This is a genomic window from Variovorax sp. Sphag1AA, assembly GCF_014192575.1.
Lineage (GTDB): Bacteria > Pseudomonadota > Gammaproteobacteria > Burkholderiales > Burkholderiaceae_C > Variovorax.
Map to the genome: position 1 here is coordinate 36,378 of NZ_JACHYC010000013.1, position 13,546 is coordinate 49,923.

Annotated in this window: 14 protein-coding genes; 5 read left to right on the plus strand and 9 right to left on the minus strand. The window is 63.8% G+C overall.

Annotation, left to right across the window (positions count from 1 at the left end):
* Positions 1–57: 57 nt before the first annotated feature.
* On the plus strand, positions 58–837 hold the full coding sequence (locus FHW64_RS32790; RefSeq protein WP_260306550.1) for a carbohydrate ABC transporter permease: 780 nt from the start codon (positions 58–60) through the stop codon (positions 835–837).
* A 4-nt stretch (positions 838–841) separates the two neighbouring features.
* Here FHW64_RS32790 and FHW64_RS32795 read toward each other — a convergent pair whose 3' ends face one another.
* From FHW64_RS32795 to FHW64_RS32810, 4 genes are read right to left on the minus strand one after another with little or no spacing between them, the layout of a single operon-like run.
* Positions 842–2,005: an acyl-CoA dehydrogenase family protein gene (locus FHW64_RS32795; RefSeq protein WP_184533429.1), complete on the minus strand. Its 1,164-nt coding sequence runs from the start codon at positions 2,003–2,005 to the stop codon at positions 842–844.
* 23 nt (positions 2,006–2,028) lie between these two features.
* Entirely contained in the window at positions 2,029–2,418 is a 390-nt protein-coding gene (locus tag FHW64_RS32800) for a cupin domain-containing protein (protein ID WP_184533431.1), read from the minus strand.
* Between the two features lie 3 nt (positions 2,419–2,421).
* Positions 2,422–3,666 carry a CaiB/BaiF CoA-transferase family protein gene (locus FHW64_RS32805; RefSeq protein ID WP_184533433.1) on the minus strand — a complete coding sequence of 415 codons (1,245 nt, stop codon included), beginning with the start codon at positions 3,664–3,666 and terminating at the stop codon, positions 2,422–2,424.
* Positions 3,667–3,668: 2 nt separating this feature from the next.
* Positions 3,669–4,628 carry a tripartite tricarboxylate transporter substrate binding protein gene (locus FHW64_RS32810; RefSeq protein WP_260306546.1) on the minus strand — a complete coding sequence of 320 codons (960 nt, stop codon included), beginning with the start codon at positions 4,626–4,628 and terminating at the stop codon, positions 3,669–3,671.
* A 116-nt stretch (positions 4,629–4,744) separates the two neighbouring features.
* Between FHW64_RS32810 and FHW64_RS32815 the strand changes: the two genes are divergently transcribed.
* Positions 4,745–5,725 carry a LysR family transcriptional regulator gene (locus FHW64_RS32815; protein ID WP_184533435.1) on the plus strand — a complete coding sequence of 327 codons (981 nt, stop codon included), beginning with the start codon at positions 4,745–4,747 and terminating at the stop codon, positions 5,723–5,725.
* Positions 5,722–6,597: an endonuclease/exonuclease/phosphatase family protein gene (locus FHW64_RS32820; RefSeq protein WP_184533437.1), complete on the plus strand. Its 876-nt coding sequence runs from the start codon at positions 5,722–5,724 to the stop codon at positions 6,595–6,597. Before FHW64_RS32815 ends, FHW64_RS32820 begins: the two co-directional genes overlap by 4 nt.
* Before the next feature lie 14 nt (positions 6,598–6,611).
* Here FHW64_RS32820 and FHW64_RS32825 read toward each other — a convergent pair whose 3' ends face one another.
* Positions 6,612–7,586 carry a tripartite tricarboxylate transporter substrate-binding protein gene (locus tag FHW64_RS32825; protein WP_184533515.1) on the minus strand — a complete coding sequence of 325 codons (975 nt, stop codon included), beginning with the start codon at positions 7,584–7,586 and terminating at the stop codon, positions 6,612–6,614.
* Between the two features lie 377 nt (positions 7,587–7,963).
* Here FHW64_RS32825 and FHW64_RS32830 point away from each other — a divergent pair, with 377 nt between their 5' ends.
* The gene (locus FHW64_RS32830) at positions 7,964–8,512 is read left to right on the plus strand and encodes a hypothetical protein (RefSeq protein ID WP_184533439.1); all 549 of its coding nucleotides are present in this window, start codon (positions 7,964–7,966) and stop codon (positions 8,510–8,512) included.
* A gap of 53 nt (positions 8,513–8,565) precedes the next feature.
* On the opposite strand, the gene FHW64_RS34945 is transcribed toward FHW64_RS32830, so the two are convergent.
* Positions 8,566–9,216 (minus strand): hypothetical protein, encoded by a 651-nt coding sequence (locus FHW64_RS34945; RefSeq protein ID WP_409350668.1) that lies wholly within the window; start codon positions 9,214–9,216, stop codon positions 8,566–8,568.
* Positions 9,217–9,377: 161 nt separating this feature from the next.
* Here FHW64_RS34945 and FHW64_RS34950 point away from each other — a divergent pair, with 161 nt between their 5' ends.
* On the plus strand, positions 9,378–9,713 hold the full coding sequence (locus tag FHW64_RS34950) for an XVIPCD domain-containing protein (protein WP_409350669.1): 336 nt from the start codon (positions 9,378–9,380) through the stop codon (positions 9,711–9,713).
* 6 nt (positions 9,714–9,719) lie between these two features.
* Here the strand turns inward: FHW64_RS34950 and FHW64_RS32840 are convergent, their stop codons facing one another.
* The 3 genes from FHW64_RS32840 to phaC all read right to left on the minus strand — a co-directional run bounded on the left by FHW64_RS32840 (position 9,720) and on the right by phaC (position 13,445).
* Positions 9,720–10,403, minus strand: a complete 684-nt coding sequence (locus FHW64_RS32840) for an RraA family protein (protein ID WP_184533443.1) — start codon at positions 10,401–10,403, stop codon at positions 9,720–9,722.
* 88 nt (positions 10,404–10,491) lie between these two features.
* Positions 10,492–11,670, minus strand: coding sequence for an acetyl-CoA C-acetyltransferase (locus FHW64_RS32845; protein WP_184533445.1), 1,179 nt, complete (start codon positions 11,668–11,670; stop codon positions 10,492–10,494).
* Between the two features lie 50 nt (positions 11,671–11,720).
* Positions 11,721–13,445, minus strand: coding sequence for a class I poly(R)-hydroxyalkanoic acid synthase (gene phaC / locus FHW64_RS32850; protein ID WP_184533447.1), 1,725 nt, complete (start codon positions 13,443–13,445; stop codon positions 11,721–11,723).
* Positions 13,446–13,546: the final 101 nt, after the last annotated feature.

A 13,546-nucleotide genomic window follows, 5' to 3' on the forward strand; every position in this document is an offset into this window, starting at 1 on the left:
CGCCCCGCCTCAAGTACGCAGCGGCTCGTCTTCAACGAGCCCACATGGCTCGACACGCTGGCAGCTTGGCTGCTTGCGCTGCTCTGGATCTTGCCGCTGGCTTACGCGGTGTGGACCGCCTTCCACCCGGCCGAGTACTCGACCCGTTTCGCACTCGCCGCGCCGCTCACGCTCGACAACTTCCGCCGTGCCTGGGAAGCGGCGCCCTTTGCGCGCTATTTCGTCAACACGACGCTGCTGGTCGCGATGGTGCTTGTGGCCCAGTTGGTGCTCGGCACACTCGCGGCCTATGCCTTTGCACGGTACGAGTTCAGGGGCCGCAATGTCGCGTTTGCACTGGTGCTGGTGCAGCTGATGATCATGCCGGACATCCTGCTGGTCGAGAACTACAAGACGATGGCGCGCCTCGGCCTGGTCGACACGCTCGTCTCTATCGGCCTGCCCTACTTCGCCTCGGCTTTCGCGATCTTCCTGCTGCGGCAGACCTTCATGGGCATCCCGAAGGAGCTCGACGAAGCCGCGCGCGTCGAAGGGGCCAGCGCGATGCAGACCCTCTGGCGCGTCTATGTGCCGCTCGCCAAGCCCGTCTACACCGCGTTCGCATTGGTGTCGGTCAGCTTCCACTGGAACAACTTCCTGTGGCCGCTCATCATCACCAACAGCGTGAACGCACGGCCGCTCACGGTGGGCCTGCAGGTGTTCTCATCCGTGGACCAAGGTGTCGACTGGTCGGTGATCACCGCGGCGACGTTGATGACTTCCGCGCCCCTGCTGATTGCCTTCCTGCTGTTTCAGCGCCAGTTCGTGCAGAGCTTCATGCGCGCCGGTATCAAGTGACCTTTCAGTAGGACTTGGGCAGCCCCAGCACCTTCTCGGCAATGAAGCAAAGGATGAGCTGCGGGCTCACCGGCGCGAGGCGCGGAATCCACGCTTCGCGCAGGTAGCGCTCGACGTGGTATTCCTTCGCGTAGCCCATCCCGCCGTGCGTGAAGATCGCGTTCTCGCAAGCCGCATAGCAAGCTTCCGCCGCAAGGTACTTCGCGCTGTTGGCCTCCGCACCGCAGGGCAGGTGCTGGTCGTAGAGCCATGCCGCCTTCTGCACCATCAGGTGGGCCGCTTCCAGTTCCATCCATGACTTCGCCAGCGGATGCTGGATGCCCTGGTTCATGCCGATCGGGCGGCCGAAGACTTCGCGCTCGTTGGCGTAGCCGGCGGCGCGCTTCAGCGCAGCGCGGCCCAGACCGATCGCCTCCGACGCGATCAGGATTCGCTCCGGGTTCAGGCCATGCAGGATGTAGCTGAACCCCTTGCCCTCCTCGCCCACGCGGTCCTCGACCGGGATGCGGAGGCCATCGATGAAGACCTGATTGGAATCGACGCACTTGCGGCCGAGCTTCTCGATCTCGCGCACCTCGACCTTCGAGCGGTCGAGGTCGGTATAGAAAAGACTCAGGCCCTCAGTGCCCTTGCAGTCTTCGATCGGCGTGGTGCGCGCGAGCAGCAGGATCTTGTTGGCGACCTGGGCCGTGCTGATCCAGACCTTCTGCCCGTGCACGACGTAGTGGTCGCCCTCGCGCACCGCTCGCGTCTTGAGCTTCAGCGTGTTGAGCCCGGTATTCGGCTCGGTCACGCCGAAGCAGGCTCGGTCCCTGCCCTGGATGAGCGGCGGCAGCCAGCGGCGTTTCTGCTCATCCGTCCCGAAGACGACCACCGGATGCAGGCCGAAGATGTTCATGTGCACCGCGGACGCGCCCGACAGCCCTGCGCCCGTCGCCGCGATGGTGTGCATCATCAGCGCCGCCTCGCTGATGCCGAGCCCCGCGCCGCCATGCTCTTCGGGCATCGCAATGCCCAGCCAGCCCGATTCCGCGAGCGCATGGTGGAAGTCGTCCGGGAAGCCGCCCTCGCGATCCTTGCGCAGCCAGTAGTCGGCGTCGAAGGGTGTGCAGACCTTTTCGATCGCGTCGCGGATCTGCTCCTGTTCCGGCGTGAGGCTGAAGTTCATGTTCGTCTCCTCTTCAATCGTGCTCAATCGTTCGCGGGCCGGCGAACCTTGTCCGGCGACTCGCCGTAGGGCGGGCTGTAGATCACCAGCAGCTTGACCGGCGTGTCGCTCGTCACCTGAAAGAGGTGCATCGCGTCAGCCGGAAAGAAGCAGGTGTCGCCCGGCACCATCTCGAAGGCTTCGCCGGCGACTTCGACATGCGCGGAGCCTTCCAGCAGATGGCAGGCCTGCTCGATGCCGGGGTGCGCGTGCGGCAATGCGCCACCACCTTTGTGCAGCGTGCCGAGCAGCACTTCCATCTGCCGCGCGCCCACGGTTTCCGGACCGATGAGGCGGCGATTGCTGGTGTGGTGATGGTTGGCCGGCTGGTAGGCAGGAACGTCGTCGCTGCGGATCAGGTATTTGAGTTTCATGGGTCAATGCATCGGTTCGGACGGCGCCGCGGCACAAGCGCCGCTTGCCAGGAGTTCTTCGACAGCCGCCTGCGAATAGCCCGCCTCGCGCAAGAGCGCTACGGTGTGCTCTCCCAGTCGTGGTGCGGGCGTGGATTCACGCGCTGGCGGCGTACCGGACCACTTCGTCGGATGCGCCATCGCATGCATCCGGCCTTCGGTGGGATGCACGGCGTCGCGCAGGAAGCCCGTAGCGCGGAGCTGCGGATTCGAGAGCAGGTCGGCCGGACTGTTCATCGGCATGTTCGGTACGTCGGCCGCATCCAGCAGCGTGCGCCATGCCTCGGTGGTGCGCGTGCGCATGATGCGCGAGACCTCCGCATAGACCGCATCGATGTGCGCGGCACGCGCCCCATGGGCGGCGAAGCGCGGGTCGGCGCCGAGGCCATCCGATTCACCGATGGCCGCGAAGAAGCTCCGCCAGTGCTTGTCGTTGTAGATCAGCACGCAGAGCCAACCGTCGCGCGTCGCGTAGGGCTTGCGGTGCGGCGTCAGCAGACGGGCGTAGCCGGGCGTGCCGAGCGGCGGATCGAAGGTCAGCCCGGCCATGTGGTCGCCGAGGATGAACTGCGACATCGCCTCGAACATCGGTACGACCACCGCCTGCCCTTCGCCCGTGCGGCTGCGCGCAAACAGCGCCGCGGTGACTGCATAGACCGCATGCAGGCCGGTGACCCGGTCCGAGAGCGTCGTCGGCACATAGGTCGGCTCCGGTGCGCCGTACTGCTGCATCAGCCACGGCAATCCCGTCGCACCCTGGACCAGATCGTCGTAGGCTGGTCGCGCCGCATCGGGGCCGTCCTGGTCGAAGCCGCAGCAGCTTACGTAGATGAGCTGCGGATTCCGCGCCTTCACCGCGGCGTAGTCCATTCCGAGGCGTGCCATGGCCTTGGGCCGCACATTGCTGATCAGCACATCGCAACCCTCGGCCAGTTTCAGTGCGGCCTCGCGTCCGCTCTCGTGCTTCAGGTCGAGGACGATGCTTCGCTTCCCGGCGTTGGCGTGCAGGAAGATGTGGCCCATGCCGGGGTTGTTCATCGGCCCGACGTGGCGCATGTTGTCCCCGTCCACGCTTTCGACCTTGATGACGTCCGCACCCAGTTCGGCAAGGATCTGCGTGGCGTAAGGTCCCATGATCACCGAGGTCATATCGAGCACACGCACACCCGAGAGCGGACCGCTTCGCACGGACTTTCCTTCCTGCGTCATGGCTACTCCTGCTTGATGCCGGCCTGTTTGATGAGGGTGGTCCAGTGCGCGAGCTGGTCGGCCACGTACTTCGCGAAGTCGTCCGGACCGCTGCTGGGCCAAACTTCGAAGCCGAGTTGCGCAAGCTGTTCCTGCACTTCCTTGTCCGCCAGCACCTGCCGGATTTCGGCATCCAGCCTGTCCACGATCGGCCTCGGCATGCCGGCCGGACCGAAGACGCCGTTCCAGGAAGTGAGGTCGAAGCCCGGGACCGCATCGGCCACCGGCGGGACGCCAGGCAGCGACTTCAAGGGTCCTTTGGTCGTCACGGCCAAGGCGCGGACACTTCCCGCCTTTATCATCGACATGCTCGACCCGAGATCGGCGACGTACATCTGCACCTGCCCGCCGATGAGGTCGGTCAGCGCCTGCGGACTGGACTTGTAGGGCACGCCGAGCAGGTCGATGCTGGCGATTCGCCGGATGGTCTCTGACGCCACGAGCGAGGTGCTGTTCGGCGTCGCGTAAGAGAGCTTGCCGGGGTTGGCCTTGGCCTGGTCGATCAGGTCCTTCATGCTTTTGGCGGGGGACTTTGCATCCACCACGACCGCGAAAGGCAACTCGCCCAGGCGAGCGATCGGCGTGAAGTCCTTGATCGGGTCGTACTTGAGATTCGCGAAGAGCGCCGGGTTGGCCGAGTGCGAGGTGTTCGTCGTCATGAACAGCGTGTAGCCGTCCGGCTTGGCCTTGGCGACGAACTGAGCGCCGATCTGCGCGCTCGCACCGGCCCGGTTGTCCACCAGCACCGGCTGCTTCAGCCGCTCGCCCAGCCGCTTCGCCACGATGCGCGCCACAGCATCGGTGCCGCTGCCCGCCGCGAATGGCACGACCATCGTGACCGGCATGGTGGGGTAGGCCTGTGCGAAAGCCAAGGGTGCCGCCGTGGCCGCAAGCACCGCCAAGGCACGTCGAAAGAACTGCATGGGTTGTCTCCTGAATATCCGTCGTCTGATCGCGACGGTTCGCATCTTGGAGATAGCGATCATTTGCGTCCAATTCACTTTGTGGCTCGAACGATTCATTTCTAGAATCGTTGGGCATGAAGCTGCACTTCCTTCGGTACTTCACGGTCTTGGCCGAGGAACTCCATTTCGGCCGCGCCGCCGACCGCCTCGCCATCACGCAGCCGCCGCTGAGCCTCGCCATCAAGGCACTGGAAGAAGAGCTGGGTGTGCAGTTGCTCTTACGCAGCAGCAAGCATGTCGAGCTGACACCGGCCGGCTCCGCGTTCCTGGAGGAAGCCCGCCAGATCCTCGATCGCGTGACGCGCGCCTCTTCCATTGCGCTTGCCGTCGCGAGCGGCAGTCGCGGCCGTCTGGAAATCGGGATGACCGGCTCCCTCGTCTATCGCGGCGTGCCCGCCATCGTTCAACGCTTCGACGCCGACGACCATGGCATCGAGCTGATCCTGCGCGAGATGTCGACTGCCGAAGAGCTCCAGGGCCTGCTCCACGGCCAACTGGACGCCGGCTTTCTCAATGCGTTCGTGGTGCCGCCCCAGCTTCGCTCGCTCCCGCTCATCGAGGATGAATTCGTGCTCTGCCTGCCCGCAGGACACCGCCGCGCGAACGCCAAGGCCGTCGAGTTGAGCGAGCTGGCCGACGAGCGCTTCGTGATGTTCTCGCGCGAGGTGTCACCCGCGAACTACGACAACGTCATCGCGATCTTCAGCCGGGCCGGCGTGCATCCGAAGACGGTGCATGCCGCCCGCCAGTGGCTCACCATCGTCGCCATGGTGGCCGAGGGGCTGGGCGTGTCGCTGGTGCCGCGCTCGCTCGCGCGATCGAAGGTCGAGAACGTCCGGTTCGTGCCGTTCACAGGTGCGCCCGCCATCGCACCGGCCCTGCTCGTGTGGAACCCGGCACGGATGAGTCCTGCTCTCGAAAGATTCATCGCGAGCGCCGCCGCCACGATCGAAGAATTGCGGAAGGACTTCCGCCCGAAGCGAAGCCGGATGACGCAGTGCGGTCAACGCGAGCTGATAAAACGACCCGATCAAAGACAGCGTGGATCCCGATGAAACTCGTGACATGGAACACCCAGTGGTGCTGCGGCCTCGACGGCGTCGTGAGCGCGAAGCGAATCATCGAGGACGCGCGCGCTCTGGCCGACTTCGACGTACTCTGCCTGCAGGAGATCGCCTCCGGCTTCGGCGGCATGCCCGGACGCCCCGGCGACCAGCCTGCCGATATGCGAGCCCTGCTGCCGGGCTTTCAGGTCTTCTTCGGCGCGGCCGTAGATGAGTTCGACGCCAACGGCAAGCACCAGCAATTCGGCAACCTGATCGCGACGCGCCTGCCGGTCTGGCGTGTGCAGCATCACCCGTTGCCCTGGCGGCCCGATCCGACCGTGACCAGCATGCCGCGCATGTGCACCACGGTGACGCTGACCAGCCCCGAACTGGGCTCGGTGCGCGTGATGACCACGCACCTCGAGTACTACTCCGCGACTCAGCGTCTCGCACAAGCCAAGGCCTTGCGCGAACTGCATGTGGAGGCTTGCGAACTGGTCGCCGCGCCTCCGGTGCCCGACACCCTCGGCACGCCTTTCCAGGCCAAGGTGCACACCTCGCAGGCCATTCTGTGCGGCGACTTCAACATGCCGGCGTCTGACTCAGGCTACGACGAGATCCAGCGCACCTTCACCGACCCTGCGCTGCCCGTCGGTGGAACGCCCGACTTGCGTCTTCAGGACGCGTGGCCCATCGCACATCCGAACCGGCCGCACGATCCCACCTTTCGCCTTTTCGATCACACCTACGGGCCCGACCCGATCGCCTGCGACTTCATCTTCGTCAGCGACGCGCTCGCGCCGCGCGTGCGCCGCATGGAAGTCGATCTGAAAACGCAGGCGTCGGACCATCAACCGGTCTTCATCGAACTAGGCAACTAGGGTGCCGCGCTGGTTCACTCGCCTTGAATTCCGGCGGCGCGGATCACCTTGCCCCACTTCTCGACTTCGGACGCGAGATGCGTCCGCAGCGCCTCAGGCGTGACCTTGTCCATCGGCACGATCTCGGAACTCAACTCCGCGATGCGCCGCTTGACCATGTCGTCCTGCAATGCCGCGCGCAGTGCGACGTTGAGCTTGTCGATCACGGGCTTGGGCGTTCCCTTGGGCGCATAGACGCCGTGCCACACGCGCACGTCGAAGCCCTTGAGTCCCTGTTCGTCGAGCGTCGGAAGGTCCGGCAGGCTCGGCAGGCGCTTGGGCGTGGTCACGCCGAAGACCTTCACGCGGTTGCCGTCCTTGATGACCGGCACGGTCTGCGTGGTCTGGTCGCACAACAGGTCGACCTGCCCGCCCATCAGGTCGTTCAGCGCGGGCCCAGCGCCCTTGTACGGCACGGTCGTGAGGTCCACGCCGATCTGGCTCGTGAACAGCAGGCCGCACAGTTGCGACACCGCGCCGATGCCGGCGTTGGCGAGCGAGACCTTGTCCTTGTTCGCCTTCACGTAGCTCAGCAACTCCTGCAAGTTGTTCGCGGGGAAGTCCTTGCGCGATAGCAGTGTCATTGGCACGTCGAGCACCTGCCCGATGTATTCGAAGTCCTTGAGCGGGTCGTAGGGCAGCTTCTTGTAGAGCGCCGGCGCGGTCGCCATGCCCATGTGGTGGATCAGGATCGTGTAGCCATTGGGCGCCGCCCTGGCGACGCGCGCGGGCGCGATCGTGCCGCCGGCGCCGACCGTGTTCTCGACCACCACCGGCTGGCCGAGCGACTTGGCCATCGGGATCGCGAGCATGCGCGCGACGACGTCGGTGGGGCCGCCTGCCGAATAGGGAACGACCAGCGTGACTGGTTTCTCTGGCCACGTCTCGGCCGCAGCAGCGGGCGCCTGGATGCCGATCGCGCTGCAAGCAAATGCCGCGATGACGAGCATTTGCAAGACTGATTTCTGTTTCACGGTGTCTCCTCTTTAACTGTGCGAGAGGCAGCCATGGTGGCGATCCGTAGAGCACGGCGCAATCTGCGATTTCGGAAGAGGGGCTTCTGTTTTTCAGAACCGGAAGCCGAAAGGATTCGCTCCGTACCCCACGCTGATTCATTGAAACGAACAAAGGAGACGGGGACCGAGGCGTACCTAGAATGCGCAAAAAATTTCAGCGCACGGGAGGAAAAGAAGTGACTCAACACGTCGCGATGGGTCATCCATTGGCTCGCTTTCTAACTCGCGGACTTCTCTGCCTGTCGATGGGATCGGCTCTCGGCGCTTGTTCCACGAGCAACACCCCAGCAGTTCCTTCGGAGAAAAAAACCATGTCCGCTTCCGTGCTGGCCGACGCCTCACTTCCCGACGCACCTGAAGTCTTGCGTCGACTGCTTGCGCTCATCGACACATTGCACCAACCCCAGGATCTGACCACCGACCGGGTAGCGCGATTCACCGGATTCACCATGAGGCCGTTCTCCGAAAAGCCTACCAATGACGCGTACCAGATATTCCAGCCGCTTACCGATGCATGGCGATATCTGTACATCTGGGGCCTGAATAGCGCGACCCGTCTTCCCGATCTCGGTCTGACATTCATCGAGACCGACAAGCACTCAACTCAGCGCCCTTCGAAGGCAGACATCTGCCAGTTCGACGCAATGCACTTCCACGACGCATTGCTCAAGATGGGCTATCGGCATGTTGGCAATGCGCGCCGCGAAAGTGCAGCCAAGCAATACCGACGCGGACTGGTTGAGGTCGATATCGGAATCGTCGGTGAAAGCAGCGATAGCTTCGAGAAGATCTCCCACGGTTGCGTCAAGCGGGTGTCCATCGGTTTCCTTGAGAACGAGACATTGGCGGTGTCGCAATGAGCGCCGTCGGCACTCGGCTCGAACAGGTGATCCTTGAGCTTGGCGACCCGACTTCACCTGCTTATCGAAACATCCGAGCCGTCCTCGAACAGTCCCCGGCGCTGATGCAGCAGATGAACGACGCGCTCGCACAGGGTCACCTGAAGCACTTCGCGTTGATGCCCGAAACCGAGAACGCCGGAGCCAGCTACGACCCTGAGACAAGAACGATCAACCTGAAGCGCAGCAATCTTTTGGATGCGAAGCAGCGGGATGCTCTCACCTTCCTCATCGGCCATGAAATCCAGCATGGAATCAACAGCGGGCGGACCCGACAAGGCCTCGAACAATTCGACAAGAACGTCCGAGGCGTGCTGGAAAGCGGTCAACCCGTACACGACTACAGCTCGGCGCTGGATCAGATGCTGGCGATCAATCGAAGCGACGAGGCCAATGCGCATATTGCGGGCTGGAATGCGCTGGTCAGCCGCGTCAAGCAAGGCAATCCAGACGCTGATTTGTCGGACCTTGGGAAACTGACAAGAGATGTCGGCTACGTCTTCGACTTCGTCGAAGTCAAGGAAGTCGACGGGCGTCCGCAATTCACGGCGAAGGAAGGCTTTACCCTCAACGCCGACCTTTCCCTCACACCCCACTCTCGCAACACCGAGGCCGCCGCAAAGCACTATTTCGACAAGAAGCCGGACAACGCTCAACTGGGGCACCACGGCAACTCCGACTACACCAACTACCACGCAGCCGGACTCGTAGGCTCGGTGTGCCAATATGAGTTGCTCAATACCTCTCCTGTCGGTGAGGTGCGCCTGGACATGCCGGACTCGGGCTGCAAGAGGCGCTCCTGGAGCAGAACGGTATTTCGCTCGGAATGCTGGATGCGGAAGTCGGCCGCACGCCCGATCAGTCGAGTGTCCAATTGGCGTGCGCCCTCGTCGTCATTGCCCGTTCAAATGGATTGGACCGCATCGACCAAGTGGCGCTGGGCACGGACGCCTCGAGGGTCTTCATCGTCCAAGGCGCCTCCGACTCACCGCGCAAGCGAATCGCCAACGTCCCGACGATCGAAGCCCTCAATACGCCCATTGAGCAAAGCAGTCATGCCTGGACGCAGACATTCGAACAGAGCCAGCAACAGGACCACGAACGGGCGATAGCGCAACAGCACACCGCCATCCAGCGACAAGGACCTGTGATGGGGCTTTAGGTACGACTACATCACGCCGAAGGTCTGGAACGCCTCGCACGCGCCCATGCCATTGCGAATAGCGTCGGCGACCTTGTTCTCGGTGCGCACCTTCTCGAGCGCCTTCTGCACCGCCTCGGCCTCGACCGCGCGAGGAATGACCAGCACGCCCTCGCGATCGCCGAAGAGCAGGTCGCCCGGCGCAATGCGGACACCATCGATCTCGATGGTGCAGCGGTAGTCGATCACCTGCCCGCGCACGCCCTGGTCCTGCGCGTAGGTGCCGCGGCAGAACACGGTGAAGCCGAGGTGCTCGATCTCGTTCGCGTCGCGCACATAGCCGTCGAGGATCGCGCCTGCGGCCTTCAAGTGCTGAGCTCGCGTCGACATCAGCCCACCCCAGAGTGCATAGCGAAGCGAAGCCCCCGTGGCGATGTAGATCTCGCCGGGCTTGAGATCGTCGAGCGCCTCCAGCATCAGGCCGAACGGCTTGCCCGACAGCGGCCCCGCCGACTTCTGCCCGTCATTGATGACATCGGCCTCCAGCACCGGCATCGCGCGCCCGACGATGCGCATCGTCTTCTCCAGCGGCGCAATGCCGGCGGGGAGGAACTGATGGTGATAGCCCATCGTGTCGAGCACGTCGCCCACTGCGGCAACGAAGAGTTCGTCGCGGATCTGCTGGAACAGGGTGCTGTCGTTGTCGTTCATCCTTCTTGTCTCCTTCTTGGTTGTGATGTCGATCCGGAAAGAAAAAAGCCGCGCCCAAGGACGCGGCTCTTGTCGTGCACTACAGCGCTCAGCGCTCGATCGTCAGCGCCACGCCCATGCCGCCGCCGATGCACAGAGACGCAATGCCCTTCTTGGCGTTCTGCCGCTGCATTTCGTGCAGCAGCGTGACCAGGATGCGGCAGCCGGAGGCACCGATCGGGTGGCCGATGGCGATCGCGCCGCCGTTCACGTTGACCTTGTTCACGTCCCAGCCCATTTCGCGATTCACCGCGCAGGCCTGCGCCGCGAAGGCTTCGTTGATCTCGAGCAGGTCGAGGTCCTGCGGCTTCCAGCCCGCGCGCTGCAGCGCCTTCTGCGAAGCCGGCACCGGGCCCATGCCCATGAAGGCCGGATCGAGACCGGTGCTCGCGTAGCTCGCGATGCGGCCGAGCGGCTTGAGGCCGAGTGCGGCCGCCTTCTTGGCGGTCATCACCATCACGGCGGCGGCGCCGTCGTTCAGGCCCGAGGCATTGCCTGCAGTCACGCCGCCGGCCTTGTCGAAGGCGGGACGCAGGCCTGCGAGGCCTTCGGCATTGGTCTTGCGGTTGATGAACTCATCCTTGTCGAAGACGACCGGGTCGCCCTTCTTCTGCGGGATGTTGACCGCGACGATCTCGTCCTTGAACTTGCCGGCGTCCTGCGCTGCAGCGGCCTTGGTCTGGCTGCCGAGTGCGAGTTCGTCCTGAGCGGCACGGCTGATGTCGTACTTCTTGGCGACGTTCTCGGCAGTGATGCCCATGTGGTACTGGTTGTACACATCCCACAGGCCGTCGACGATCATCGTGTCCTGCAGCTTCCAGTCGCCCATGCGCTGGCCGTTGCGCGAGTTGGGCAGCACGTGCGGCGCGAGGCTCATGCTTTCCTGGCCGCCGGCCACGACGATCTCGCTGTCGCCGGTCGCCACTGCTTGCGCTGCAAGCATCACGGCCTTGAGGCCCGACCCGCACACCGCGTTGATGGTGAGCGCGGGCGTCTCCTTGACGACGCCGCTCTTCAGCAGCGCCTGGCGCGCCGGGTTCTGGCCGCTACCGGCCGTCAGCACCTGGCCCATGATGACTTCGCCGATCTGGTCGGGTGCGACCTTGGCGCGCGCGAGCACCTCCTTGATCACGATCGCGCCCAACTCGGTCGCGGGAATGCCGGCCAGCGATCCGCCGAATTTGCCGACGGCGGTGCGCGCAGCTGAAACGATGACGATGTCTTCCATGGTGTGCTCTCCGATGCGTTGATTGAGAAGTGAATTGACGGGAACAGGGATCAGGCTTTCGCCTTGACGTATCGGCCGGGCGCAGGTTCGGTCGCCTTGTAGGCGCTCCCCTTGCCGTAGGACTTGGGGGCAGGGATCTGCTTGCCCGCGTGGGTCTTGAGCCAGTCGGACCAGTCGGTCCACCAACTGCCGGGATGCTCGGTGGCACCGCTCAGCCACTCGGCCTGCGACTTCGGCAGCTTGCCGTCGGCGCGGATCCAGTGGCTTCGCTTCTTGCTCGCGGGCGGATTGATCACGCCGGCGATATGGCCCGAAGCGCCCATCACGAAGCGCTTCTTGCCTGAGAGGAGTTGCGTCGATGCATAGGCACCGCCGATGGGCACGATGTGGTCTTCGCGCGAGCCGTAGATGTAGACCGGCGCCTCGATCTTGCCGAGGTCGACCGTCTCGCCGCACACGGTCAGCACGCCGGGCTGCGCCAGCTTGTTCTCGTGGTAGGTGTTGCGCAGGTACCAGCAGTACATCGGCCCCGGCAGGTTGGTTGCGTCGCTGTTCCAGTAGAGCAGGTCGAAGGGCGGCGGTGTCTCGCCCTTCAGATAGTTGCCGACCACGTAGTTCCACACGAGATCGTTCGGCCGCAGGAAGCTGAAGGTGGATGCCAGTTCGCCACCGGCCAGCAGCCCGCCGTTGCCCATCTGCATCTCACGGAACTGCACGAAGCCTTCGTCGATGAAGATGTCGAGCACGCCGGTGTCGGTGAAGTCGAGCAAGGTGGTGAGCAGCGTGACCGACGCGGCCGGCTGCTCGCCGCGTGCCGCCAGCACGGCCAGCGCAGTGCTGAGGATGGTGCCGCCGACGCAGAAGCCGAGCGTGTCGATCTTGCCGCCGGCCTTGTCTTGCCCGGTGATTTCGCGCGTGACCTGGATCGCCTTGATCGCGGCATCCTCGATGTACTGGTCCCAGGTGTACTGGGCCATCGACGAATCCGGATTGCGCCAGCTCACCACGAAGACCCGATGCCCCTGCTCCACCGCATAGCGGATCAGCGAGTTCGTGGGCTGCAGATCGAGGATGTAGAACTTGTTGATGCAAGGCGGCACCAGCAGCAGCGGACGTTCGTAGACCTTGGCAGTCAGCGGCTTGTATTCGAGAAGCTGGAACAGGTCGTTCTCGAAGACGACCGCGCCTTCGGTCGAGCCGACGTTGCGGCCCACTTCGAAGGCGCTCTCGTCGGTCATGCTCATGTGACCCTGCTGCACGTCGTGCATCAGGTTCTGGATGCCCTTGGCGATGCTCTCGCCCTGCGTGTCGATCGCCTTCTTCTGCGCTTCAGCGTTGAACGCGAGATAGTTGCTTGGCGATGAAGCGGCCATCCATTGTTCAACTGCAAAACGCACGCGGGCGCGAGTTTTGTCGTCAGCCTCGACGGCTTCCGCCATGCTCATCAAGGTGCGTGCGTTGAGGAGATAGACCGCAGCTGCGAAGGAAGACAGCGGGTTGTGACTCCACGCTTCGCCGGCGAAACGCTTGTCGCCGCTCATGCGGGCCGCGACATCCTGCTGCCAGAGCGCTGCGGCCTCGCTCAGGTACTGTTGCTGAAGCGCCTGGAGCCTTTCGGGGTCGAGCGAGAACTTGGGCAATTCAAGGCGGGGGGTGATTCCGTTGCCGTGTGCACCGATCGACTGGAACGCTTCGAGTGCCTTGCTCCATCCCTGCGAGAGCGCCTGTTGAAACGGCGCAAACGTATCTGCGGCCGAGGCGTGTTCTTGTTTCATGGTGTCTCCTGCTTCCTCACCTGTTCTGAATGGCTTTTGAGTATGCTGCATTCACGAATGCCCGACCAGCGTAGCGTTCGATACCTTCCTGAAAACATCAC

Coding starts and splice junctions, on each gene's coding strand:
- FHW64_RS32795 (WP_184533429.1), bottom strand. CDS start 2,005: ATGAACTTCAGCCTCACGCCGGAACAGGAGCAGATCCGCGACGCGATC.
- FHW64_RS32800 (WP_184533431.1), bottom strand. CDS start 2,418: ATGAAACTCAAATACCTGATCCGCAGCGACGACGTTCCTGCCTACCAG.
- FHW64_RS32840 (WP_184533443.1), bottom strand. CDS start 10,403: ATGAACGACAACGACAGCACCCTGTTCCAGCAGATCCGCGACGAACTC.
- FHW64_RS32815 (WP_184533435.1), top strand. CDS start 4,745: ATGAAGCTGCACTTCCTTCGGTACTTCACGGTCTTGGCCGAGGAACTC.
- FHW64_RS32825 (WP_184533515.1), bottom strand. CDS start 7,586: ATGCTCGTCATCGCGGCATTTGCTTGCAGCGCGATCGGCATCCAGGCG.
- FHW64_RS32820 (WP_184533437.1), top strand. CDS start 5,722: ATGAAACTCGTGACATGGAACACCCAGTGGTGCTGCGGCCTCGACGGC.
- phaC (WP_184533447.1), bottom strand. CDS start 13,445: ATGAAACAAGAACACGCCTCGGCCGCAGATACGTTTGCGCCGTTTCAA.
- FHW64_RS32830 (WP_184533439.1), top strand. CDS start 7,964: ATGTCCGCTTCCGTGCTGGCCGACGCCTCACTTCCCGACGCACCTGAA.
- FHW64_RS34950 (WP_409350669.1), top strand. CDS start 9,378: ATGCTGGATGCGGAAGTCGGCCGCACGCCCGATCAGTCGAGTGTCCAA.
- FHW64_RS32845 (WP_184533445.1), bottom strand. CDS start 11,670: ATGGAAGACATCGTCATCGTTTCAGCTGCGCGCACCGCCGTCGGCAAA.
- FHW64_RS32805 (WP_184533433.1), bottom strand. CDS start 3,666: ATGACGCAGGAAGGAAAGTCCGTGCGAAGCGGTCCGCTCTCGGGTGTG.
- FHW64_RS32810 (WP_260306546.1), bottom strand. CDS start 4,628: ATGCAGTTCTTTCGACGTGCCTTGGCGGTGCTTGCGGCCACGGCGGCA.